Annotated in this window: 19 protein-coding genes; 8 read left to right on the top strand and 11 right to left on the bottom strand. The window is 62.2% G+C overall.

Annotated features, from left to right (window positions below):
• The first annotated feature begins 2 nt into the window (after positions 1–2).
• From paoC to ACS4RR_RS29255, 4 genes are all read left to right on the top strand, one after another.
• Entirely contained in the window at positions 3–2,201 is a 2,199-nt protein-coding gene (gene paoC, locus ACS4RR_RS29270; RefSeq protein WP_260059672.1) for an aldehyde oxidoreductase molybdenum-binding subunit PaoC, read from the top strand.
• 55 nt (positions 2,202–2,256) lie between these two features.
• Positions 2,257–3,183 (top strand): XdhC family protein, encoded by a 927-nt coding sequence (locus ACS4RR_RS29265; RefSeq protein ID WP_260059673.1) that lies wholly within the window; start codon positions 2,257–2,259, stop codon positions 3,181–3,183.
• Positions 3,176–3,790 (top strand): nucleotidyltransferase family protein, encoded by a 615-nt coding sequence (locus ACS4RR_RS29260; RefSeq protein ID WP_260059674.1) that lies wholly within the window; start codon positions 3,176–3,178, stop codon positions 3,788–3,790. The genes ACS4RR_RS29265 and ACS4RR_RS29260 overlap by 8 nt, the downstream gene beginning before the upstream one ends.
• A 373-nt stretch (positions 3,791–4,163) precedes the next feature.
• The gene (locus tag ACS4RR_RS29255; RefSeq protein WP_260111394.1) at positions 4,164–4,649 is read left to right on the top strand and encodes a GFA family protein; all 486 of its coding nucleotides are present in this window, start codon (positions 4,164–4,166) and stop codon (positions 4,647–4,649) included.
• 96 nt (positions 4,650–4,745) lie between these two features.
• On the opposite strand, the gene ACS4RR_RS29250 is transcribed toward ACS4RR_RS29255, so the two are convergent.
• The 3 genes from ACS4RR_RS29250 to ACS4RR_RS29240 all read right to left on the bottom strand — a co-directional run bounded on the left by ACS4RR_RS29250 (position 4,746) and on the right by ACS4RR_RS29240 (position 7,667).
• Positions 4,746–5,327, bottom strand: coding sequence for a nucleoside 2-deoxyribosyltransferase (locus ACS4RR_RS29250; RefSeq protein WP_017967695.1), 582 nt, complete (start codon positions 5,325–5,327; stop codon positions 4,746–4,748).
• A gap of 222 nt (positions 5,328–5,549) precedes the next feature.
• On the bottom strand, positions 5,550–6,887 hold the full coding sequence (locus ACS4RR_RS29245) for an epoxide hydrolase family protein (protein WP_260111395.1): 1,338 nt from the start codon (positions 6,885–6,887) through the stop codon (positions 5,550–5,552).
• Positions 6,888–7,067: 180 nt separating this feature from the next.
• The gene (locus ACS4RR_RS29240) at positions 7,068–7,667 is read right to left on the bottom strand and encodes a TetR/AcrR family transcriptional regulator (protein ID WP_162115825.1); all 600 of its coding nucleotides are present in this window, start codon (positions 7,665–7,667) and stop codon (positions 7,068–7,070) included.
• Positions 7,668–7,785: 118 nt separating this feature from the next.
• On the opposite strand from ACS4RR_RS29240, the gene ACS4RR_RS29235 reads away from it, so the two are divergent.
• Positions 7,786–9,012: an MFS transporter gene (locus ACS4RR_RS29235; protein WP_456190510.1), complete on the top strand. Its 1,227-nt coding sequence runs from the start codon at positions 7,786–7,788 to the stop codon at positions 9,010–9,012.
• 232 nt (positions 9,013–9,244) lie between these two features.
• On the opposite strand, the gene ACS4RR_RS29230 is transcribed toward ACS4RR_RS29235, so the two are convergent.
• Together ACS4RR_RS29230 and ACS4RR_RS29225 are read right to left on the bottom strand one after the other, a co-directional pair.
• A complete protein-coding gene (locus ACS4RR_RS29230) occupies positions 9,245–9,532 on the bottom strand; it encodes a hypothetical protein (RefSeq protein ID WP_017967692.1) in 288 nt (95 codons plus the stop codon).
• Between the two features lie 94 nt (positions 9,533–9,626).
• A complete protein-coding gene (locus ACS4RR_RS29225) occupies positions 9,627–10,475 on the bottom strand; it encodes an ADYC domain-containing protein (RefSeq protein WP_456190509.1) in 849 nt (282 codons plus the stop codon).
• A 380-nt stretch (positions 10,476–10,855) separates the two neighbouring features.
• On the opposite strand from ACS4RR_RS29225, the gene ACS4RR_RS29220 reads away from it, so the two are divergent.
• A complete protein-coding gene (locus ACS4RR_RS29220) occupies positions 10,856–11,935 on the top strand; it encodes a helix-turn-helix transcriptional regulator (protein WP_456190508.1) in 1,080 nt (359 codons plus the stop codon).
• 52 nt (positions 11,936–11,987) lie between these two features.
• Here the strand turns inward: ACS4RR_RS29220 and ACS4RR_RS29215 are convergent, their stop codons facing one another.
• The 5 genes from ACS4RR_RS29215 to ACS4RR_RS29195 form a co-directional block, all read right to left on the bottom strand.
• Positions 11,988–12,902 (bottom strand): SMP-30/gluconolactonase/LRE family protein, encoded by a 915-nt coding sequence (locus tag ACS4RR_RS29215; protein WP_222313345.1) that lies wholly within the window; start codon positions 12,900–12,902, stop codon positions 11,988–11,990.
• A gap of 14 nt (positions 12,903–12,916) precedes the next feature.
• Positions 12,917–13,867 (bottom strand): ABC transporter permease, encoded by a 951-nt coding sequence (locus tag ACS4RR_RS29210; protein ID WP_260111400.1) that lies wholly within the window; start codon positions 13,865–13,867, stop codon positions 12,917–12,919.
• Positions 13,864–14,811, bottom strand: a complete 948-nt coding sequence (locus ACS4RR_RS29205; RefSeq protein WP_222281307.1) for an ABC transporter permease — start codon at positions 14,809–14,811, stop codon at positions 13,864–13,866. The genes ACS4RR_RS29210 and ACS4RR_RS29205 overlap by 4 nt, the downstream gene beginning before the upstream one ends.
• Complete coding sequence (locus ACS4RR_RS29200; RefSeq protein WP_456190507.1) at positions 14,808–16,256, bottom strand: sugar ABC transporter ATP-binding protein; 1,449 nt, start codon at positions 16,254–16,256, stop codon at positions 14,808–14,810. Before ACS4RR_RS29200 ends, ACS4RR_RS29205 begins: the two co-directional genes overlap by 4 nt.
• Positions 16,257–16,328: 72 nt before the next feature.
• Entirely contained in the window at positions 16,329–17,345 is a 1,017-nt protein-coding gene (locus ACS4RR_RS29195; RefSeq protein ID WP_260111402.1) for an ABC transporter substrate-binding protein, read from the bottom strand.
• A gap of 280 nt (positions 17,346–17,625) precedes the next feature.
• On the opposite strand from ACS4RR_RS29195, the gene ACS4RR_RS29190 reads away from it, so the two are divergent.
• Both ACS4RR_RS29190 and ACS4RR_RS29185 read left to right on the top strand, forming a co-directional pair.
• Positions 17,626–18,864, top strand: a complete 1,239-nt coding sequence (locus ACS4RR_RS29190) for a GAF domain-containing sensor histidine kinase (protein WP_260111403.1) — start codon at positions 17,626–17,628, stop codon at positions 18,862–18,864.
• Positions 18,865–18,877: 13 nt separating this feature from the next.
• A complete protein-coding gene (locus ACS4RR_RS29185; protein ID WP_260111438.1) occupies positions 18,878–19,600 on the top strand; it encodes a response regulator transcription factor in 723 nt (240 codons plus the stop codon).
• A gap of 57 nt (positions 19,601–19,657) precedes the next feature.
• On the opposite strand, the gene ACS4RR_RS29180 is transcribed toward ACS4RR_RS29185, so the two are convergent.
• Entirely contained in the window at positions 19,658–20,983 is a 1,326-nt protein-coding gene (locus ACS4RR_RS29180; protein ID WP_260111404.1) for an aminotransferase-like domain-containing protein, read from the bottom strand.
• Positions 20,984–21,001 lie beyond the last annotated feature (18 nt).

Raw genomic sequence — 21,001 nt, 5'->3', positions numbered from 1 at the left:
CCATGCAGTTCGATACGCCAGCGACAACCAACCCGATCGACAATCTGAAGGTCGTCGGACAGCCGATCCACCGGATCGACGGTCAGCTCAAGACGACCGGGCGGGCAATGTATGCTTATGAGTGGCACGATCCGAATATGCGCTACGCCTATGGTTATCCGGTTGGCGCGGCCATCGCCAAGGGCCGCATCACCTCCATGGACGTTTCCGCCGCCAAGACGGCTCCGGGTGTGCTTGCCGTCGTGACGACACTCGACGTCGGCGAACGGAAGAAGGGCAAGTTCAACACCGCCAAGCTCTTCGGCGGCGACGAGGTTCAGCACTATCACCAGACAGTCGCCGTCGTCGTTGCCGAGAGCTTCGAGCAGGCGCGTGCCGCAGCCGCTCTGGTCAAGGTCGACTACGCCGAAGAAAAGGGTGTGTACGATCTCGGCCAGGCAAAGGATAAAGCCGTCAAGCCGGACCAATCGCAGCAGCCCGATACCGCAGTCGGCGATTTCGAGGCTGCCTTCAGGTCAGCGCCCGTCACTCTGGACGCGACCTACACGACGCCCGACCAATCCCATTCCATGATGGAGCCGCATGCTTCCATCGCTGCCTGGAGCGGCGATGAACTGACGGTGTGGACGTCAAGTCAGATGATCGACTGGTGGCGCACGGATCTGGCGACCACACTCGGCATCGACAAGGAAAAGGTCCATCTGATGTCGCCGTTCATCGGCGGCGGGTTCGGCGGCAAGCTCTTCCTGCGAGCCGACGCCGTGCTTGCCGCGTTCGGAGCAAAGGCGGTCGGGCGGCCGGTCAAAGTCGCTCTTCCACGACCGCTCATGCCGAACAACACAACTCATCGGCCGGCGACAATCCAGCGGATCCGTATTGGAACCGAGCGTGACGGCAAGATAACCGCCATTGCGCACGAAAGTTGGTCCGGCGACCAACCCGGCGGTCAGCTTGAGACCGCCGTCAATCAGACCCGTCTTCTCTATGCCGGGGCGAACCGCATGACCGCGATGCGGCTGGCAACACTTCACCTTCCAGAGGGCAACGCCATGCGCGCTCCGGGCGAAGCCCCCGGACTGATGGCGCTCGAAATCGCCATCGACGAGATTGCCGAAAAAGTTGAGATCGATCCCGTGCAGTTTCGGATCGTCAACGACACGCAGGTCGATCCGGAGAAGCCGGAGCGGCCTTTTTCCCAGCGCAATCTCATCGGCTGCCTCACGCTCGGTGCAGAGCGGTTTGGCTGGGGTCAACGGGGAAGACCAGGTTCCAAACGGGAGGGAAACTGGCTGGTCGGCATGGGCGTAGCCGCTGCCTTCCGCAACAACCTCGTGCTTCCTTCCGGAGCAAGGGTGAAGCTCGACCAAGAAGGCGTCGTGACGGTTGAAACCGACATGACCGATATCGGCACCGGCAGCTACACCATCATCGCCCAGACGGCCGCCGAAATGATGGGTGTCACGATCGACAAGGTTGCCGTCCAGCTCGGCGACTCGCGTTTTCCTGTTTCGGCAGGCTCCGGCGGACAGTTCGGTGCGAACTCTTCCACGTCTGGCGTCTATGCAGCCTGCGTCAAGCTGCGTGAAGCCATTGCCAAGAAGCTCGGCTTCAATTCCGAAGACGTCGTCTTCGAGAACGGAGAGGTCCGCTCGGGCAATCGTTCGGTGCCCCTTGCCGAGGCTGCCGGTCCGGATGGCCTTGTCGGCGAGGACACGATCAAGTGGGGTGAGCTCACCGAGACCCATCAGCAATCGACGTTCGGAGCGCACTTCGTGGAGGTTGGCGTCGACATTGCCACCGGTGAGAGCCGCATCCGCAAGATGCTCGCAGTCTGCGCGGCGGGCCGCATCCTCAACCCGATCACCGCCCGCGGCCAGGTCATCGGCGCGATGACGATGGGGGCCGGCGCAGCGCTGTCGGAGGAATTGGCGGTCGATACCCGCCGCGGCTTCTTCGTCAATCACGACCTCGCCAGCTACGAAGTCGCGGTGCATGCCGACATTCCGCACCAGGAGGTGATCTTCATGGACGAGACCGATCCGATGTCCTCGCCGATGAAGGCCAAGGGCGTCGGCGAACTCGGCCTTTGCGGCGTTGCGGCAGCGATCGCCAACGCCGTTTACAATGCGACCGGCGTCAGGGTTCGGCACTACCCGCTGAGGCTTGACAAGCTGATCGGCGGCCTGCCGGACGTGGCGTGATTATGTCGACGGCGGTGCGAAAGCCGGACCGTCGTTAATTCCTGTAGGATTTCCCATGGATCAGACACTTGCACCCGTCACGGCGCCAATTCCCGTCAGAGCCTCGTCCACCGACGACCCTGCGGAACTGCTTCGCTTCGCGATAGACGCCCATGGTCTTGGCGCGGCGGCACTTGCCACCCTCGTCGACATCCGGGGCGGGGCTGCACGCGCGCTCGGCGCTCATATGGTGGTCGCCGCAGACGGGCGGTTCTGCGGCTATGTCTCCGGCGGATGTGTCGAAGCCGCCGTCGCTTCCGAAGCGCTTCTGGCAATGGCGCAAGGGCGCGACCGCATGGTCAAGTTCGGCGACGGCTCGCCCTTCTTCGACATCGTCCTTCCCTGTGGTGGAGGAATCTCTGTCGCAATCCATGTCCTGAAAGATGTCGCAGCTTTGCGGCATGTGCTGGAGCGTCTCGAACGCAGGCAGGCAGCCGGCCTTGCATATTCGCCAGAGCGCCAGGCGCTCGAACCGGTAGAACCGCTGCCACGGACGTGCTGGCTCGAACGAGATTTCCTGACCGTCTACCGTCCCCGTACCCGCGTCCTCATTTCCGGGCAGACGATCGAAGCGCAAGCCGTCGTACGACTGGCCGAGGCTTCCGGCTACGACGTGATTGCCGTGCCGCCGGGCGGCGTCCGGCCGGTTGCCGACATCATCGATCCCTTCACGGCCATCGTGCTCCTGCATCATGAGCTTGACGCCGAAGCTGCCATTCTCGAGACCGCACTTGCCTCGCCTGGGTTCTACATCGGCGCGCTCGGCAGCACCCGGACGCATCGTCGACGTGTCGAGCGGCTGAGAGCCATGCCTTTCAGACGGGACGACATCGCTCGCATCAAGGCGCCTATCGGGATGTTCGGCCCGACACGGGATGCAACGTCGCTCGCCCTGTCGGTTCTGGCTGATATCGCCGCGGCAAGACTGGTGGCTTATGCCTAAGGCGTCGGTCGCGATCGTCGTTCTCGCTGCCGGCAAGGCAAGCCGGATGGGTGAGGGCGGGAAACACAAGTTGCTGGCCGAATTCGACGGCGTGCCGCTCGTGAGGCGGTCGGCATTGATCGCGCTCGGTGCGGATGCCGGATCCGTCATTGTCGTCACCGGCCATCGCAGGAGCGAGATCGAGGCCGCGCTCGATGGGCTCGATCTGACTTTCATCGATAATCCCGACTACGCCAGCGGCATGGCGAGTTCGCTGATGGCAGGTGTCTCATCAAAGTGGGCCGACGGCGCCGACGGCATTCTCGTCATGCTGGCCGATATGCCCGGCCTTTCCACCGCACATCTCGATGCCTTGATTTTCGCATTTCGCAATGCGGGCGGCGAGGCTGCCGTGCGCGCCGTCTCACGCGGCAAGCCCGGCAATCCCGTTATTCTGCCGCGTGCTCTCAAACAGGCAGTGCTGAGACTTGAGGGCGACGTCGGCGCGCGCGATATCATTGCGACGTCAGGGCTGCCCGTGCTCGATGTCGATGTCGGCGATGCGGCTTGCCTCGACGTCGATACGCCGGACGATATCGTGGCCGCCGGTGGCGCAATGAAGAACTAGTTCGCGGACAAGGCAGCGAGATGGTCCGGTTGCATTCGGTCTGGAACCACCACGGCTAAAGGTGGGTCGAGATATGTTTATTCACAGGTGACGTTGACGTCCGTCAGAACAGGTCGTCACAGACGGCTTTCGATCCCGCGAAATAATTGTTATTGAGGACGCGGTTGCAGGTGTGAAAAACGTGCTGCAATGGAGAAGTGAGGACCGGCTCTATGCTCACTGAAGACGCTACTTTTGGGTGCTGGCAAGGCGCCTCCGCCCTGGACACACACCCTTACCAAACGGGGGCACCGTTTCAACCATTTCGCCCCCAGGTGATACGTACTCCGCCAATACAACGCGAGCCAGCGCGATCTTTCCATGGTTTGTCCGCATGCAGACCGTCGTTCTGACGGGTGGCTGCCAATGTGGCGCCGTGCGGTACGCGCTGGAGGAGCCGCCGCAAAACGTCCATATCTGCCACTGCCGGATGTGCCAGAAGGCTGTGGGCGGTCCGTTCGCGATCATCTGCCCGGTGATGAAGCCCGCTTTTCGCCTGACGCGTGGCGCAATCAGCTATTTTCGCAGCTCGGACGTCGGCCGACGTGGTTTTTGCCGTGACTGTGGCACCCCACTCATCTTCGATTATCCCGATGGTGACGACATCGGAGTTTTGGTCGGTACCCTCGATGAGCCCGATCGGGCGCCGCCCGAAAACCAATACGGCAACGAGAGCCGGGTATCCTGGTACGCCAACCTGGCCCAAGTGCCGGGCGAGCGACCGACCTACGCCGACGATCCCCAGATGTTGCACCGGATCAGCAGCACCAATCATCAGCATCCTGACCATGATACCGACCCTTGGCCGCCGTCCGGCTAACTCTCAAACTTGTCCACCCACACAATGCGCGACTGGAGCGGCGATCCCTCGGGCGGCGTGAAGCGGGCTGCAAGCGGTCGACCGAGGGACTGCTGATTATTGAGCGCCTGAGCGCAGTTTTTCAACGGCGGCGGCAAGACAGGCCTTGAACGCGGCAAGGTCCGTATAGAGCGCATCCCGCGCCGCGTCTCCGACGATGAGGACGCCACCGCGCCGCTCGATCCCGGCGTGCAGCATCAGATTGTCGGCCAGGCCGAAATCCTCGACCGCAATTCCATTCGGGTCTCGCAATCGACCGTCGCCATCATAGGCGATGGCCCCGCCATAAAGATCGCTCACTCGTCCGCTGTGATCGCGAGCCACATTCGTGTAAGCGAATACAGGCTTACCGCTTGCGCACATAAAGCCGAGTTCGAAGGCTGTCCCTGTATCGGCCGCAATGCCGCGAAAGGGCGTCAGGTTGGCGATGATAGCGTCAGCCTCAATCATCATCTTCTCGTCCACCGCGTTTATCGCAGCCGCCCGCTCGCGCTTCGAGTTTGTGTGCGGGATTTCCAGATCGCCGGGCGACAGCGGGATAAGTCCCGCCTCACGGGCAAGTGCCGCCTTGCGGTCGAGCATTTCACGGGCATTGGGAAGGAAGACCTCCGGACCGGCGAGATAAACTTTTTTTGTCATAAAATCGCACCTTAAAGGGATGGGTTCGGCATCAAAATACCTTCCTCGCTCTACAGCGAAGTAGGATCACAATCCAGTGGACGAAACCGCCCACTGGATTGTAAGGGCTGCGTCGGCAGCGCAACGCCATCGCCACATCGGGCCTGCTCGTGCTCGATGTCGAGATTGGCGACGCGGCCCCGCTCGACGTCGACACGCCGGACGGGTATTACCGCCGGTGTATCAACGCACCGACCGGAACGCCTCTCGCAATTCCTCAGCGAAGAGTTTGGGCTGTTCCCAGGCGGCGAAGTGACCGCCCATATCGACACGGTGGTAATAATGCAGCGTGGGATAGGCCTGCTTGCTCCAACTCTCCGGCGCCTGGTAGATCTCCTTTGGGAATACGCTGATGGCCACCGGGATCTTGATCTCTTTGGTCTTCTGGGCGTCTGCGCTGAAATTGTTGTTGTTGTTTTCCCAATAGAACCGCGACGAGGATGCCCCAGTGTTGGTCAGCCAGTACAGCGTGATGTCATTCAGCATTTCGTCCTTCGAAAAAACGCGTTCAGGAATGCCCTCACTGTCGCTCCACTGCGCAAATTTTTCGTAGATCCATGCAGCCAGGCCGGACGGCGAGTCGGAAAGCGAGTAGCCGATCGTCTGCGGACGCGTCACCATCACGGCCCCATAGGCGGCATTCCGGCCGAAGAAGGTGCTCAACGATTCATAGGCATTCCGCTCGGGCGCCGACAGTTCCGCAGGAGCCGGGTCTCCGCTGTTGATCGCCTTCGTGAGATTGCCCGGAACGGTCGCCGGCATGTTGAGATGGATACCAAGCAAGCCCTTGGGTGCCTGGCGCGCCAGCGCGTCGGAGATAACGGAGCCGTGGTCGCCACCCTGGGAAACGTAGTGCGCGTAGCCGAGCCGCTTCATCAGCATGTCCCATGCTCGGGCAACGCGGTCAGGCCCCCAGCCAAGCTCCGTGGGCTTACCCGAAAAGCCGTAGCCGGGGATGGAAGGGATGACGACATCAAATGCGTCCTCCGCTTTACCGCCATAATCAGTCGGATCTGTAAGAGGGCCGATCGCCTTGATGAACTCAAAGGTCGAGCCCGGCCAGCCATGGGTCAGAATGACCGGAAGGGCGTTGGGATGACGCGATCGTACATGAATGAACTGGATATCGACCCCGTCGATCGTCGTGATGAATTCCGGAAGTGCATTGAGCTCAGCCTCGGCTTTGCGCCAGTCGTAATCAGTGCCCCAGTAACGCACCAGATCCTGGACGCGCGAAAGCTGAATGCCTTGCGAGGCGTCGCTCACCGTCTCCTTGTCTGGCCAACGCGTTTCGGCAATGCGCTTGCGCAGGTCGTCAAGCTGTGACTGCGGAACGTGGATCTGGAACGGGCGGATCGTTTCGTCGGCCCCGATCGGCGTCGCCGCCCCGTCCGATGTGAGGTCGGCGGCACTCGCTGGCACAAGGTAGCCGGCTGAAAACAGCAACATTGGTCCAACCGCCATCACCATTGCTCCGCGGGCAAGGCGGCGCCAGGCGAGAATATTGTCTATCTTCTTCATGAGGCACTCCATGTTGTTGTCGCCCAGGGCGACATTTCGTGACGGAGTGATGTCTGACGGGTCTGCGTATCTGGCATGTTTCAAGAAATGCCAAAAAAGTATCGGAGTGTGGCGGCTACACAGAGGCGGGAACACGATCGTCATGGAACGACCTGGTGCCCACGGCGCCTGAATAGGAAATCAAACACCTCTTTGCTGCCTGCGGAGGCTCTCCAGCATAGCCTTGAATCCCGTGACCGCCCGCTTCGAAACCCCCTCCGGATTCTCGGCATTGGCGATCCAAAGCGCCATATGGCTGCTGGCGCCATTGATGAGGCGGGCGGCGGTTTCGGTGTCGATGTCGATGATCTCGCCATCGGCCTTGAGTCGGTCGAGGCTGCGGGAGAGGGCGGCGATACAGCCGGGGGTGTTCTGCCATTGCGAGATGTCGCCGAGGACAGCCGGGCCATCGCGAAACATGATACGGCGGATTTCCGGTTCAAGCGCCATTTCAATATAGGCGGAGCATTCGTCGACAAAGCCCTGCCAGCGTGTCGGAGCGGCGGCCGAGACCTCGTTCAACCGCTCCGTCATCTCAGCATCGATCTCCACGATGACAGCCTGCAGCAGACCCTTCTTATCACCGAAGTGGTGATAAAGGGCCCCGCGCGTCAGCCCCGCTTCGCCGGTGAAATCGTCCATCGAGGCTTCCGCGTAGCCGATCGTGCCAAAGGCACGCCGCCCGGCTGCGATAAGTTTGCCGCGGGTCTCTGCGATCATCTCCCGGCGCGGTTTGCGCATGGCTTCTCCATTGGCATACGCCGCGTATCTTTTTCATTGACATACGGAGCGTATGCATTATCTGAACACATACGCTCCGTATATAAGTGTTCTATCCGATAGCTGGAAGGATCGTCCCATGTCAAATCCGTATAGGCAAATATTCGCGGCACCTGGAGCCAAGGGCTTCTCCGCAGCCGGCTTTTTCGCACGCCTTCCCATCGCCATGGCGCCGATTGGCATCGTTGCTATGCTCTCCCAGGCACATGGCGAATATTGGCTGGCAGGCGCCGTGTCGGCGACCTATGCACTCACCAATGCGGTGGTCTCGCCGCAGATTTCGCGAGCGGTCGACCGGCTGGGCCAGACGGCAGTGGTCGTTCCCACAACCATCGTATCGGTGCTGGCGTTCATCGCGCTGATCGCCGCGGCCAACCAGAACTGGCCGGTGTGGACGCTCTTTGCCTCAGCCTTCCTCGCGGCGGCCATGCCAAGCATTCCGGCGCTGATGCGGGCCCGCTGGACGGAACTCATTCGCAACCGGCCCGAGCTCAACACGGCCTTCGCGTTCGAAAGTGCCGCGGACGAACTGGTCTATATCACCGGCGCCTCGCTGTCGGTCGGGCTGGCCGTGGCGCTATTCCCGGAAGCCGGCATGATGGTGAGCACGGCTTTTCTGGCGCTCGGGACGGCCGCCTTCATCGTGCAGCGCGGCACCGAGCCGAAGGTGCGTCATGTCGCCGGCGCGGCTTCGGTTGGCTCCGCGATCCGCCAGCGTCCCGTGCAGATCATCACACTCGCGCTGATCTTCGTCGGCGCGATCTTCGCAACCGCTGAAGTGAGTGTTGTCGCCATCACCAAGGAGCTTGGTCAGCCGAATGCGGCAAGCCTGGTCATCGGTGTCTATGCCCTCGGTTCCTTCCTAGTGGGTTTGACCCTCGGCGCGCTTAATCTGCGCATCCCCTTGCAGCGTCAGCTGCTGATCGCTGTTGCGATCCTCGCACTGACCTCGCTGCCGCTGCTCGTCGCCGGCAGCTCGGTAACCCTGCTTGCTACCGCCGTCTTCGTCAGCGGCATCGCGATCTCGCCGACCTTTATAACGGCCTTCGGACTGATTGAGCGTCGCGTGCCGGAATCGGTGCTGACGGAAGGTGTCACCTGGGTGATGACGGGCATCGGCATCGGTATGGCGCTCGGCGCCTTCGTCTCGGGCTGGGTCGTCGATGCCTACGGCCCCCAGAGCGGGTTCTGGGTGTCTGCGGCGGCCGGGGCCGCCACCGTCCTTATCATTGCGCTCGGTCAGCGTACACTTTCGGGCGAGTGCACCGACGGAGAAGATTGCGCGATGCTGGAGCCGGCGCAGTAGGGTGGGCGATCGAAAGGAACGGCGCAGGAGACTTCCGAAACGCAGATGTCACGGACCTTGTCCTGCAGGATATTCTGGCGGGCGTTCTGTTGCCCGGAACCAGGCTGAAGCAGATCGATCTGGAGCGCTGATCGACGCCATCGCCGTCTGCATCGAGGAATGCAATCCAACCGAGTCAAAACATCGCCTTCGCCTGGAGAGCAGGGGCGAACAGCGCTCGCCCCTCCCTGGCTCATTTCGTGATGGTCTTGCCGCTCGGCAGTTCCACGCCAATGACGTCATCGACACTACCGGCGCCTATCTCTCCGACGGGTGCGACAGTTGCGGCTGAAAGAGCGTTCGTGTTGAGGGCATTGGAGGTAATCGCATTCGCGGTGATGGCGTTCGCGGTAATGGCATTCGCAGTGATGGCATTGGCCGTAATCGCGTTTGCAGTGATGGCATTGCTGACGGTTTCCGCAGATGCCGGAACCGCTGACGCAGTGAGAAGTGCGGCGGCGACGAGTTGGCGGATTTTCATGATCATTTCCTTTGGCTGAAGAGAACCGAGGACAATCCAGCGGTTTTGAAATTCCTGCGCTTCAAGGATTTGAAGACAGGAAACGGTGTTGCCGCTAATGGGAGCGGTTGAAAATCAACGCCTTGCCGAACAGTCCGGTTTTGGCGTTCTGTGCCGTGCAAAGCACCGAGCCGAGGCGGTTGGCGAGGCGGGGACAGGAGCGCTGTAGACCGTCGAGTGTCATCCTGTCCGGGACACGGGTATGAGCCACGCAGACAGCACCCGCGGTACTCCATCCCGCTTCGAAACTCAGCTCATCGCTCCCGGAACTCTCCGCCTCGCGTTGGATGCCGCGATCGTCGTAAATGTCGATCTTCATGCCCGTTCGGGTCGTGGCGCGATCGCCGCAATAGTCGGCACGGACCATATCGACGCAGGCGCGGTGATACTCCGCCAGATCCGTCCCGTCGGACAGGGTTTTCCAGGGCTTGTAACCGAAGCGGACGCACTTCCCCTGTGCTCCGGCTGAACATGTAAGGGTAAAACCGGACTGCGAAATCATCTTTCCCTCCGAATTCCATTGCCCCTTGAGCGGAAACATCCAGCGATTTCCATCAGGATCAGGGTCGCATAGTTCGACCGGTGTTCGGCCGTCGACAACGGTGACTTTGTGCAGGAGCACCTCGCCGTCGGGATCACGGCTGTCGGTCACGATGTCATCAATGCGGACACGGTGGGCAACAGCATCGCCGGACAAGCGTAGGGACAGGGTTGCGCCAACGAGTTCCTCGCCCTGAAGAACTTTGCCGCTCGAGAAGGTAAATCGGAACGCAGTTCCGACCACCTCGGTTTTCTCGATCCGCTCCGGCGGCGACGCTGCGGCCGCAGCCGGAAGCGAAGAGCTCGCGAACGCCGCGCAAAAGAGCAGAGCGCCAACAGCCAGTTTGATAAATGTTGCGATCATTATGGCCACACGATCACAATAAATACCGCAACGGCTCTTGCGCGTTGGCGCAGTTGATAGTGGCGGATATCCATGGAAGGTCTCGAGATCGAAGTTCTATGAAAGAGCGCGGCGCGCCTTGAGCAACGACGTCTAAAGAACCCTCCCGGCGCCGTCGTCACCCGCAAGTATGATGTCTTAAGCATTGTCTCCCGCAGAGCTTGCGCCACGAAAGCTTTCGATTGCATATCTCCCAGTATTCCTGCCAGTGTCTGGCTGGCAGAGGTGGAAGAAGCGATTGCGCAGGGGACCGCATGAGTAGGCTGGGTGACGAAATACTGTCTTCGATAATCGGCGATATCTATGATTGCGCTTTGAGCCCGGAAGGCTGGACGGGTGTCATGACCCGCATTACCAGCACCATCGACGCCGCCTATACGACGATTGCACTCACTAGCGTCACGGATAGCCGAGGTAGGTTTGCGGCTCAGTCTCCCTGGGACGCCGAGCAGTTGAGAGCGCTACAGGACTATGAGCTCGACGCGATACCGGGCCTGAGGGCCGCGGTCATTGGCGACATTGATCTGCCGCAGCGGACATTGTCTCTCGTCAGCGAAGGGGAACTGGAGCAATCCGCATTCTTCCAAGAATGGGCAAAGCCTCAAGGCCTACGCGAGGCGTGTACGACGAAGTTCGTCGATACTGCCGACCGGATTGGACTATTCAGTACGACGACGTGGGCGAACCGGCCGCCCATCAGCGCCGAAGAACAGCGCTTTCTGGCCTTGCTTTCACCCCACCTGCGGCGAGCTTCCCTGATTGGCGACCTTTTGGATCAGACGCGCGTCACCACCGGCATGTATCGCGGTGTCCTCGACAGCCTCGCAGTTCCCGTCATTCTCACTGGGGCAGATGGGGCAGTTCTTCACGCCAACGCCCATGCGGCAAAATTGCTTGACGAGCGTATACTTCTGCGCTCGCGAAACGGCGTTCTTCAGGCCCAGACACCCATGGTTTCACGGGCTTTGCTGGAAGCAATCGGCGCCGCAGCCCATGCGGACGCCCTGTTGGGGTCGCGCGGTATCGGCCTTCCGATTTCCACTCCGGGCCAGTCTCCGGCGGTCGCCTATATTCTGCCGTTGAGCGAAGGGACGGCTCGAGCAGCTTTTAGGCCTGCATGCGCTGCCGTGTTCATATCAACCACCATTTCGGCTTCGCCTCCGCCAGAAGAGGTGTTGATCACGCTTTACGACCTGACCCCGGCCGAGGCGCGGGTCGTCCTGCAGATCGGCAGAGGATTGAGCGCTGCGCAATGTGCTGCAACTCTGGCAATCAGCGAGAATACGCTGAAGACCCATCTTGGCCGGGTCTATGCAAAGACCTCCACCGCACGTCAGGCCGATCTCGTCGCCCTCGTTTCGACGATCTCATCACCAATCATGCACGGGATGTCGCTGGCGACATCGGCTAACACCACGTGATACGGATTGCAGGGTCGATAGCTCGATCTCACCCATGGCGACAGTCAAGACCTCACGGCACCTGCGCCCCACTCACCGCGACATAGACCGAATAAACCGAATGCGTCGCTGCAATAAAAAGCCGGTTGCGTTTAGGCCCGCCGAAGGTGAGGTTGGCGACGGTTTGCGGGACGCGGATCTTGCCGATCAGTTTGCCCGTCGGGTCGAAGCAATGCACGCCATCGGCCGCACTCGACCAGAGGTTCCCGCTGGCGTCGGTGCGGATGCCGTCCGGGATGCCGCTATCGATGAGGCAGAAGACGCGGCCGTTTGCCAGACTGTTGCCGTCGACCACGTCGAAAGCGCGGATGTGGCGCGGCAGGCTTTCGTCGTGGCTTGCGGCCGAATCCGCCACATAGAGGATTGTCTCGTCGGGCGAGAAGGCGAGGCCGTTCGGCTGGATAAAATCCGTGACGACAGCCGCAAGCGCGCCGCTCGTCGGATCGAGCCGATAGACGTTGCGCGTCGGTTGCTCCGGCTCGGCGCGAAAGCCTTCGTAGTCCGACATGATGCCGTAGGTCGGGTCGGTGAACCAGATCGTGCCGTCTGATTTCACCACCACGTCGTTCGGCGAATTGAGCCTGGCGCCGTCAAAACGGTCCGCGAGCACGGTGATCGAGCCGTCGACCTCTGTGCGCGTGACGCAGCGCGTCCCATGTTCGCAGGAGATCAGCCGCCCCTGCCTGTCGCGCGTATGGCCGTTGGTGAAGTTGGAGGGTTGGCGATAGACGGAGACGCCGCTCTCGGGCGTCCATCGCAGCATGCGCTGGTTGGGAATGTCGCTCCACAGCAGCTGGTTCGCATCGTTGAACCAGACGGGACCCTCCGCCCAGCGGCAGCCGGAATAGAGTTCGTCGAGACCGGCGCTGGTCACGATCATCTGCCGGAAGCGCGCGTCGTGGATTTCGTAAATGCTGGCCTCGGCCATGGCGGTCTTCCCGTTTATCGCATGCCGGCCCGGCGACCGCCGGCGAGCATGATGACGCTGATGATGATGAGGCCGGTCAAGATCAGGCGGATGCCCGCGCCGAATCCGTAAGTGTTGAGCATGGAGACGACCAGGAACATGAAGAGCGATGCGCCCCAGATCCCCGGCACATTGGAATCGCCGCCGGCAACCGCCGTGCCGCCGATCACCACGACGGCGATCGACATCAGCAGATATTCCGAGCCCATGTTGAGCGCTGCGCCGCCGGAGAAGCAGGCAAGCAGATAGCCGGCGACCGAGGCGAGCACGGCACAGAAGAGGTAGGTGACGAAACGCGTGCCGTCGACGGGTATGCCGGCCATGCGCGCGGCCGGCATGCTCTGGCCGATCGCCGAGATCCAGCGCCCGTAGATCGTTTTCTCGAGCAGGAACCAGGCAATGAGCGAGATGAGGAATGCCACGATCGCCGCGTTCGGCATGCCGAGCGTGTTCGACGTCGTGAATTCCGCCAGCACGCTCGGAGGTTTGATGCGCAAGCCCCGGTTCGTCCAGATCGCCGCGGATTGGACGATGAAGCTCATGGACAGTGTGGCGATGATCGGCGGAATGCGCAGCGCCTTGATGAGCGCATAATTGCCGAGGCCGACAACAAGGCCGATGACAATGGCGACAAGAAGGCCCGGCAGGATCATGCCGTTTTCGACATTCATCAGCTTCAGTGCCACCGTGCCGGCAAGCGTCATGGTGGCGGGAACCGAGAGATCGATATTGCCGGGGCCGAGCGTGATCACGAACATCTGGCCAATGCCGACGATGACCGAAAAGGCGGCGAAGGTGAGGGCTGCTTGCGACAGACCGAGCGTGCTGGCGCCGAGTGTGACCATGATCGTCAGGAACCAGACGACAAAGGCGGCAAGCCAAGACCAGATCCAGGGTTTGCCGAAAAGGCGAAGGAGGGCGGTCATCGACGTTTCTCCCGCTTCTCCAGGCGATTCAGCATCAGCCGAAGTGCCAGCACGATGATCAGGATCGCGCCCTGAGCCCCGATCTGCCAGTCCGGCGAGATGCGCAGGAAGGACAGGAACGAGCCGGCGAGCGTCAGCGTCAGCGCGCCGATGACGGCGCCGATCGGGGAGACGCGGCCGCCGATGAACTCGCCACCGCCGAGGATCACGCCGGCGATCGACAGCAGCGTGTAGCGCAGCGCTATATTGGCATCGGCCGAGGTGGTCAGCCCGACGAGGGCGATGCCGGCAAGCACGGCAAAGAGGCCCGCAAGACCATAGGCGGCAGCGCGCGCGCCGACAATCGACCAGCCGGCGCGCTCGACCGAGCGTTGGTTACCGCCGATGCCACGCATCAGCACGCCGAGCGACGATCGCATGACGAGAAGATGGGCGACCAAGGCGATGACGATGCTGGCAACGATCGCCATCGGCGCCAACGGCGGCTTGACGGTCATCAGCCAGCGCACCCAGTCCGGCGCCTGCCCGCCCGGTGCCGGTAGCAGCAGGACGGCAAGGCCACCCCAGACGAAGCTCATGCCGAGGGTCACGACGATGGACGGCAGGTTGCGTAGATAGATGACGACGCCGAGGCCCGCATAGGCTGCGATCGCGCCGGTAAGGATCAGGACGCCGCTCATCGGGGCATCCCGCAGAAAAGTCGCGGTGACGCAGGCGACGAAGCTGACGAAGGCGCCCATCGAGAGATCGAGATCGTTGACCGCCATCACGATCATCTGGGCGATCGTCGCAAGCGCGATCGGCACAGCCAGGTTGAACAGCAGGTTGAGCCCGACATAGCTCATGGCGCGCGGCTGCAGCCAGAAGACGGCGGCGAGCAGCAGGGTCAGCGACAGGGCGGGAATGGCAAGACGCAGGGCGTCGGACGACAGCCGGAACGTCATGCGGCGACCCCTTCGAAGGAGGCGGCGATGATGTTCTTCTCGTTGACGGCATCACCGGCGAGTTCAGTGGTGATGCGGCCTTCGCGGAACACGTAGACGCGGTCGCAGAGGCGGACCTCGTCCATCTCGGTCGAGTACCAGATGAAGGTGCGGCCGCGCGCCGCTTCCTCGCGGATAATCGCGTAGACCTCCTGCTTGGTCCCGACGTCGACGCCGCGCATCGGATCGTCCATCAGCACGATTGGCGCGCGCGTCGCCAGCGCGCGAGCAAAGAGCACCTTTTGCTGGTTGCCGCCGGAAAGCGAGAGGATGCGGTTGCCCATATCGGGCGTGCGGATCTCTATCCGCCGCTTCCAGTCGGCGCCCTTTGTCTCCTCTTCACTTTCAAGGATGAGGCCGCGCCGGGACAGGTCGCCAAGCGAGGCGATGGAGAAGTTGCGCAGGATGCTCCACAACTCGAAGACGCCGTTGAGGCGGCGGTCGCCGGCGACAAAGGTGACGAGCGGATCGCGCTCGGGCAGCCAGTTGCCGGACTGGGCGGTATGCAGGGCAAGCAGCAGCTCGGTCTGCCCATGGCCCGCCAGGCCCGCCAGTCCGATGATCTCGCCCTTGCGGGCCGCAAAGGAAAGGCCCTTCGCCTGATGGGACAGAATAAGCGGAGCGGTGGATTGTTGGCGGGCCGAGCGCTTGGTTTCCTCCTTCGCAACAGTGCCCATGGCTTCGACGAGGCCATGATGGTCGAAGCCATGAGCCGGACGTTCGGCGACGACGCGGCCGTCCTTCATGACGACGATGCGATCGGAGGTTTCGAGGATCTCGTGCAGGATATGTGAGATGAAGATGACGGACCCGCCCGTGGCGATGAAGCGGCGGACATGGCCGAGCATCTGGCGGGCAAGGCTTGCATCGAGCGACGAAGTGGGTTCATCGAGGATCACCAGACGCGGCGCAATGCCGGCGTCGGAAAAGGCCATTGATATCTCGACCATCTGCCGCTCGGCGATCGAAAGATTCCCCACGGCCCGGCTGCTGTCGATGCCGTGGCCGGGAAAGACGGCGTCGAGGCTCTTCTCGATAATTTTTGCGGCGCGCCTCCGCCAGCCGAAGCCTCCGAGATGGCGATGCATGATGCGCGTGTTCTCGACGATCGAAAGGTTGGGGCAGAGCGAAAGCTCCTGGAAGACGCAGCGCACGCCGCGGGCCCGCGCCGCGTTGATGCCATAGCGCTCCAGTCGCTCGCCGTCGCTCGCCACACTTCCTTCGTGTGGCATGAGGCCGCCGTTGATGACGCTGACGATGGTCGACTTGCCGGCGCCATTGTGTCCGACAAGCCCGACGCATTCGCCCGGCATAACGCGGAGGGTCACGCCATCGAGCGCTCTGACCGCGCCGAAGCTCACCTTGGCGCCATCGATGGCGATCACCGCCTTCACAACGTCATCCATGCTGCCCGCCATGCCTGCTTGCAAAAAAATGCCGCGCGGCATTCTGTGGCCGCGCGGCAGTCGCCGGGAGATTTACTTTGCCGACTCGATGACCTTGATTGCGTCTGCCTGCGTGTATTCCACGTTGGCGACGCCGCCGGCCTGGGTATTGGCGAGGTTGGTTTCGAGATTGTCCTGGTCGATGCGCAGGAAGGGCACGACGAGGTCTTTCTTGACTTGCTTGCCATCAAGGATCTGCTGCGCCACCCAGAAGGCGAGCGTGGAGACACCTGGCGCGATCGACACGGACATGGTCTCGTAGCCCTTCGCGTCCTTCTGCTCCTTCCACCACTTCAGTTCGTCTTCGCGGTTGCCCATGATAATGATCGGCATCTTCCGGTCGGTCGCAGCAATCGCCTGTGCGGCGCCATAGCCGTCGCCGCCCTGCGTTACCACGCCGGCAAGGTCGGGCAGGCTCGGCAGGATGCCGGCAACAGCCTTCTGCGCCACGTCCTGGGCCCAGTCTCCATGAACGGAGCCGACAATCTTGAACTGCGGGTACTGTTTGACGCCGTCGTGAATGCCGGCCGAGATCTCGTCATCGACGAAGACACCGGCAAGGCCGCGGATCTCGAGCAGGTTACCGCCTTCCGGCAGTTTCTTCGACAGGTACTCGACCTCGCTGCGGCCCATTTCCTTGAAGTTGACGGCGATGCGCCAGGCGCAGGGTTCGGTGACGATGCCGTCGAAGGACACGACGGTGATGCCGGCGTCGCAGGCCTCCTTGACCGCGCCGTTCAACGCCGTCGGCGAGGCGGCATTGAGCACGATGGCGTCATAGCCTTGCAGGATCATGTTCTGGATCTGCGCGGCCTGTTCCGTCGCCTGGTTCTCGGCGGTGGTGAAAGGGTCGGCTGCGGCAACGGTGCCGGCCTTTACGGCTTCGCCCGTCACCTTGCCCCAACTCGTCAGCATGGCCTGGCGCCACGAATTGCCGGCATAGTTATTGGAAAGGGCGATTTTCTTGGCCGCAGTATCGGCAAAGGCGGAAACGGGCATCGCGGCGCAAGCAATAGCGGCCGATGCCAGAAGCATCTTACGGATTGTCATGTCTTCCTCCCTGATGATCGCGCTGGTCGGCGGATCGATTCACTCCTGCCGGCCCAATTGGGTCCGAGTGAAAATTGTTCTTGCACTGAGCTTCCTCCTCTCAGTAAGGGCAGGATGCGGGAGATCGATCGGCCTGTACAGGGGCAAGGCGGCAATCCGTTTGCGGGATTTGCGCAACAAGCTGCGGGTTTACGCAAGACGGAGGCGCTTCCGCAGGCGCTTACTGGGAAGGGGCGCTGCAGGTTGAGGAGCCTGCCGCCGTCTCGGGGAGGAACTGACGATGCTGCATCTCGTACCGGCAGCCATGTTCGACCATTATCTCGGCATTTCCCGGCTGCTCGCGGGCCAGCTCGACTTCCGCTCGGCTATCCGTTCCGTCGCGGCCGAGGTCGCCCATATCATCCCGCACGACCATCTCGATGTCTGCGTGCTGCTTGAGGGCGGCAACTATCACACGGCCTACGAGACGGGCATCGAGACCGCCTGGGGCGGGCTTGCCGGCGCGCCTGTTGTCAACAGCCCCATCCGCTCGCTGCTCTGGGGCGAGGTGGATTTTCTGCTGGCGGACGACGCCATGACCGACCCGCGTTTCCACTTCGAGGGCGCCTTCAAGCGGCCGATCGTCGAACAGTCGCTGAGGAGCCGCTTGCATGTGCCGATGAAGGTGCAGGGCACGATCATCGCAGCACTCTCCTGTTCGTCGCACAAGGCGGGCGTCTATACGATGGAGGATATCGAACGCGCCCGCATCATTGCCGATTTGCTGACGCCCTATTTCTTCGCGCTGCAGGCGGCCGAGCAGGCGCAACGCTCGGCCATTGTCGAGGCAGAGGCCCGCGCTCGCGAGGAGGGCCTGCGGCAAGGTGCGCTGAAGCTTACCGAAGCGCTGGAGCAGGAACGCCAGCGGATCGGCATGGATTTGCACGACCAGACACTCGCCGACCTGACGCGGCTCGCCCGCCGGATCGATCGGCTGTCGCGCAACGGCGAGGTGGCGCCCGAGACGCTGGAGCCGATCTCCCGTTCGCTGCAGCATTGCATGCAGGATCTGCGGCAGATCATCGAACAGGCAAAACCCTCCGTGCTGCAGCTCTTCGGCCTCGCCCAGGCGATCGAGCATCATCTGGACCGATCGACCCGCGACAGCGGATCGGGCATCGAATGGGGCCTTGTCGACGAGACGCACGGCGCGCTGGAGCGACTGGAACCAACCGTCAGCGTTGCGCTGTTCCGGATCGCCCAGGAGGCGATCAACAATGCGGTGCGCCATGCCGCGCCGCTCGCCGTCACGGTACGGCTCGAGGCCGACGAGGAACGGCTTTCGATCGAAATCTCCGACGACGGAACCGGGCTTGCTAAGGCGCGGGGACGGATCGGCGGCGGCATCGACAATATGAAGACCCGTGCGCGGCTGATTTCGGCGCGGTTCACGACCGGGCCCGGTCACAACAATCACGGGACTGCGGTGCGCGTCGTGCTACCGCTTGTCCCGCACGACCCGGCAATCGGGGCAAACTGAGGACAAGGGCATGATGAAGGTTCTGATCGTCGAGGATGACCCGCTGCACCGATCCTATCTGCACGAGGCGGTCAACGCGGCTCTGCCGGAATGCGACACGGTGATCGAGGCGGAGAACGGAACCGTCGGCGAGAAGCTCGCCCGCGACCACAAGTCGGCGCATATCGTCATGGACCTGCAGATGGCGAGCCGCAACGGCATCGAAGCGGCGCGCACCATCTGGAAGGAGCGGCCGGAGACTCGCATTCTGTTCTGGTCGAATTATTCGGACGAGGCCTATGTGCGCGGCGTTTCCCGCATCGTGCCGGACGGCGCCGCCTATGGCTATGTGCTGAAATCCGCCTCCGACGAGCGGCTGAAGCTTGCGCTGCGCTCGATCTTCATCGAGAGCCAGTGCGTCATCGATCGCGAGGTGCGGGGCCTGCAGCAGAAGAGCCTCGGCCAGACGAACGGCTTCACCGATTCCGAATACGAGATCCTCGTCGATATCGCTCTCGGCCTCACCGACCGGGCCATCGCCAAACGTCGGGGCCTGTCGCTGCGCAGCGTTCAGAACCGACTGCAGCAGCTCTACGACAAGCTCGACGTCTACCAGAGCGCCGGCGACGACCACGAGGATGGCCGCTTCAATCTCCGCGCCCGCGCCGTCACGGTCGCTTTCCTGCGCAAACTCCTGAATTACAGCGCTCTGGAGCGGGCTGAGGCAGAGCTGCAGGAGTGGCTTGAGGGAAAGTAGCTCTGGACTTGGGTGGAATGGCTGGGGACCAGAGACTTGGGCTGCGGCCCCTGCTTTTCAAGGCGTATGAGCCAGCGCGATCGCATCGGCGGCTTCCTGATAGCGATGGCTGAGCGTGCTGGTCGCCACTCGAATATGACTGCTTGGCAAGACGGAGAATTTGCTGCCCGGGTTGACGGCGATATTGCGCGCAGCAAGCGTCACCATCGCGAATGGTTCGGAGACGACGGGCACCCAGAGGCACAGGCCCTGGCCCGCCGGTATCGGTATTCCCCGTTCGCTGAGCGCATCGGCAAGGGCGTCCCGCCTCTGCTGATAGATCTCGCGCGCCTCGCCGATAAGCTGCCAAGTTGCCGGATCGCGTAGCAGCCAGGCGGCGGCACCTTGCAGGATACGGCTGGTCCAGCCGGCGCTGAAGGAACGGTAAGACTGGATCTCGTCGACGATCGGCGCGGAACTCGACAGAACCGCGAGACGCAGATCCGGGCCGAGGCTTTTCGAGAGGGAGAGGATATGGATCGTCCGCTCCGCAAATCGGCCACCGAGCGACTGCGGATTTGCCGCCGACACGTCGCCGACGCCGTCATCCTCGATGATAAGCGTATCGCTGTCTTCCAGCACATCTCCTAGCTGATCGAGGCGGGATGAACTGACCGCAACGCCGGTCACCGAGTGCAGCCGCGGCTGGAACAGGAAAGCCGCCGGACGTTGCCGCAATGCGTCGCGCAGCGAATCCGGCAGGGGGCCTTCGCCGTCGCACGCGACAGGGATGATTTTCACGCCGAGATCTTCGAGAATATCGAGCAGTCGCATGGCTGTGGGATGTTCGATCGCGACCGACGAGCCCGGGGAGACCAGCGCATGCAATATCGTATAGACAGCGTTGTAACCGCCATTGGTGGCGAGAAAGGCTTCAGCCCCATAGGGCCATCGCTTGGAAATGGCATCCTTCAACTCAGGGACGATCCGGCTGCGCTCATAGCTGTTGAGATCATCGACAGACGCGCCATAGGCCATTGCGTCGGCGAGGCGCGGAAGAAGTGCTGCATCAGGCCCGGCTAAGGTAAGGTCGAGCACACCTGCCCTATAGTTTCCCGAGCTGGCGAGGCGTTCCGGCTTGGCGACAAAGCGGTCGCCGCTGACCCAGGTGCCGTTGCGCCCCCGGCCGCTGATGATCTTCTGCCGCCGCAATTCGCTCCAGGCTTCGGAGATCGTTGCCGGACTGACATGCAATTCGTAAGCGATATCGCGGATTGCCGGCAGGCGCGTCCCAATGGGCAGGACACCGGCACGGATCAGCGCGCTCGTTTCGAGAGCGATCCCCCGGATGCTGCGGTCGGCTATTTTTTCGGCAAACCAGGAGGCCTCGACCGTGTCGTCCATTTTTCTCTCACTTTAAAT

It is taken from the genome of Rhizobium zaerense (assembly GCF_051810725.1).
GTDB classification, from domain to species: Bacteria; Pseudomonadota; Alphaproteobacteria; order Rhizobiales; family Rhizobiaceae; genus Rhizobium; species Rhizobium leguminosarum_I.
Note: the sequence above shows the minus strand (reverse complement) of the source record. Positions and strands in the feature narration are given on the sequence as shown.

Excerpts from the sequence above, each read along its gene's own strand:
- ACS4RR_RS29200 (WP_456190507.1), bottom strand. The coding sequence starts at position 16,256 with ATGGATGACGTTGTGAAGGCGGTGATCGCCATCGATGGCGCCAAGGTG.
- ACS4RR_RS29205 (WP_222281307.1), bottom strand. The coding sequence starts at position 14,811 with ATGACGTTCCGGCTGTCGTCCGACGCCCTGCGTCTTGCCATTCCCGCC.
- ACS4RR_RS29260 (WP_260059674.1), top strand. The coding sequence starts at position 3,176 with ATGCCTAAGGCGTCGGTCGCGATCGTCGTTCTCGCTGCCGGCAAGGCA.
- ACS4RR_RS29255 (WP_260111394.1), top strand. The coding sequence starts at position 4,164 with ATGCAGACCGTCGTTCTGACGGGTGGCTGCCAATGTGGCGCCGTGCGG.
- ACS4RR_RS29195 (WP_260111402.1), bottom strand. The coding sequence starts at position 17,345 with ATGACAATCCGTAAGATGCTTCTGGCATCGGCCGCTATTGCTTGCGCC.
- paoC (WP_260059672.1), top strand. The coding sequence starts at position 3 with ATGCAGTTCGATACGCCAGCGACAACCAACCCGATCGACAATCTGAAG.
- ACS4RR_RS29265 (WP_260059673.1), top strand. The coding sequence starts at position 2,257 with ATGGATCAGACACTTGCACCCGTCACGGCGCCAATTCCCGTCAGAGCC.
- ACS4RR_RS29220 (WP_456190508.1), top strand. The coding sequence starts at position 10,856 with ATGACCCGCATTACCAGCACCATCGACGCCGCCTATACGACGATTGCA.
- ACS4RR_RS29190 (WP_260111403.1), top strand. The coding sequence starts at position 17,626 with ATGCTGCATCTCGTACCGGCAGCCATGTTCGACCATTATCTCGGCATT.
- ACS4RR_RS29210 (WP_260111400.1), bottom strand. The coding sequence starts at position 13,867 with ATGACCGCCCTCCTTCGCCTTTTCGGCAAACCCTGGATCTGGTCTTGG.
- ACS4RR_RS29250 (WP_017967695.1), bottom strand. The coding sequence starts at position 5,327 with ATGACAAAAAAAGTTTATCTCGCCGGTCCGGAGGTCTTCCTTCCCAAT.
- ACS4RR_RS29180 (WP_260111404.1), bottom strand. The coding sequence starts at position 20,983 with ATGGACGACACGGTCGAGGCCTCCTGGTTTGCCGAAAAAATAGCCGAC.
- ACS4RR_RS29245 (WP_260111395.1), bottom strand. The coding sequence starts at position 6,887 with ATGAAGAAGATAGACAATATTCTCGCCTGGCGCCGCCTTGCCCGCGGA.
- ACS4RR_RS29225 (WP_456190509.1), bottom strand. The coding sequence starts at position 10,475 with ATGATCGCAACATTTATCAAACTGGCTGTTGGCGCTCTGCTCTTTTGC.
- ACS4RR_RS29240 (WP_162115825.1), bottom strand. The coding sequence starts at position 7,667 with ATGCGCAAACCGCGCCGGGAGATGATCGCAGAGACCCGCGGCAAACTT.
- ACS4RR_RS29215 (WP_222313345.1), bottom strand. The coding sequence starts at position 12,902 with ATGGCCGAGGCCAGCATTTACGAAATCCACGACGCGCGCTTCCGGCAG.
- ACS4RR_RS29230 (WP_017967692.1), bottom strand. The coding sequence starts at position 9,532 with ATGAAAATCCGCCAACTCGTCGCCGCCGCACTTCTCACTGCGTCAGCG.
- ACS4RR_RS29235 (WP_456190510.1), top strand. The coding sequence starts at position 7,786 with ATGTCAAATCCGTATAGGCAAATATTCGCGGCACCTGGAGCCAAGGGC.
- ACS4RR_RS29185 (WP_260111438.1), top strand. The coding sequence starts at position 18,878 with ATGAAGGTTCTGATCGTCGAGGATGACCCGCTGCACCGATCCTATCTG.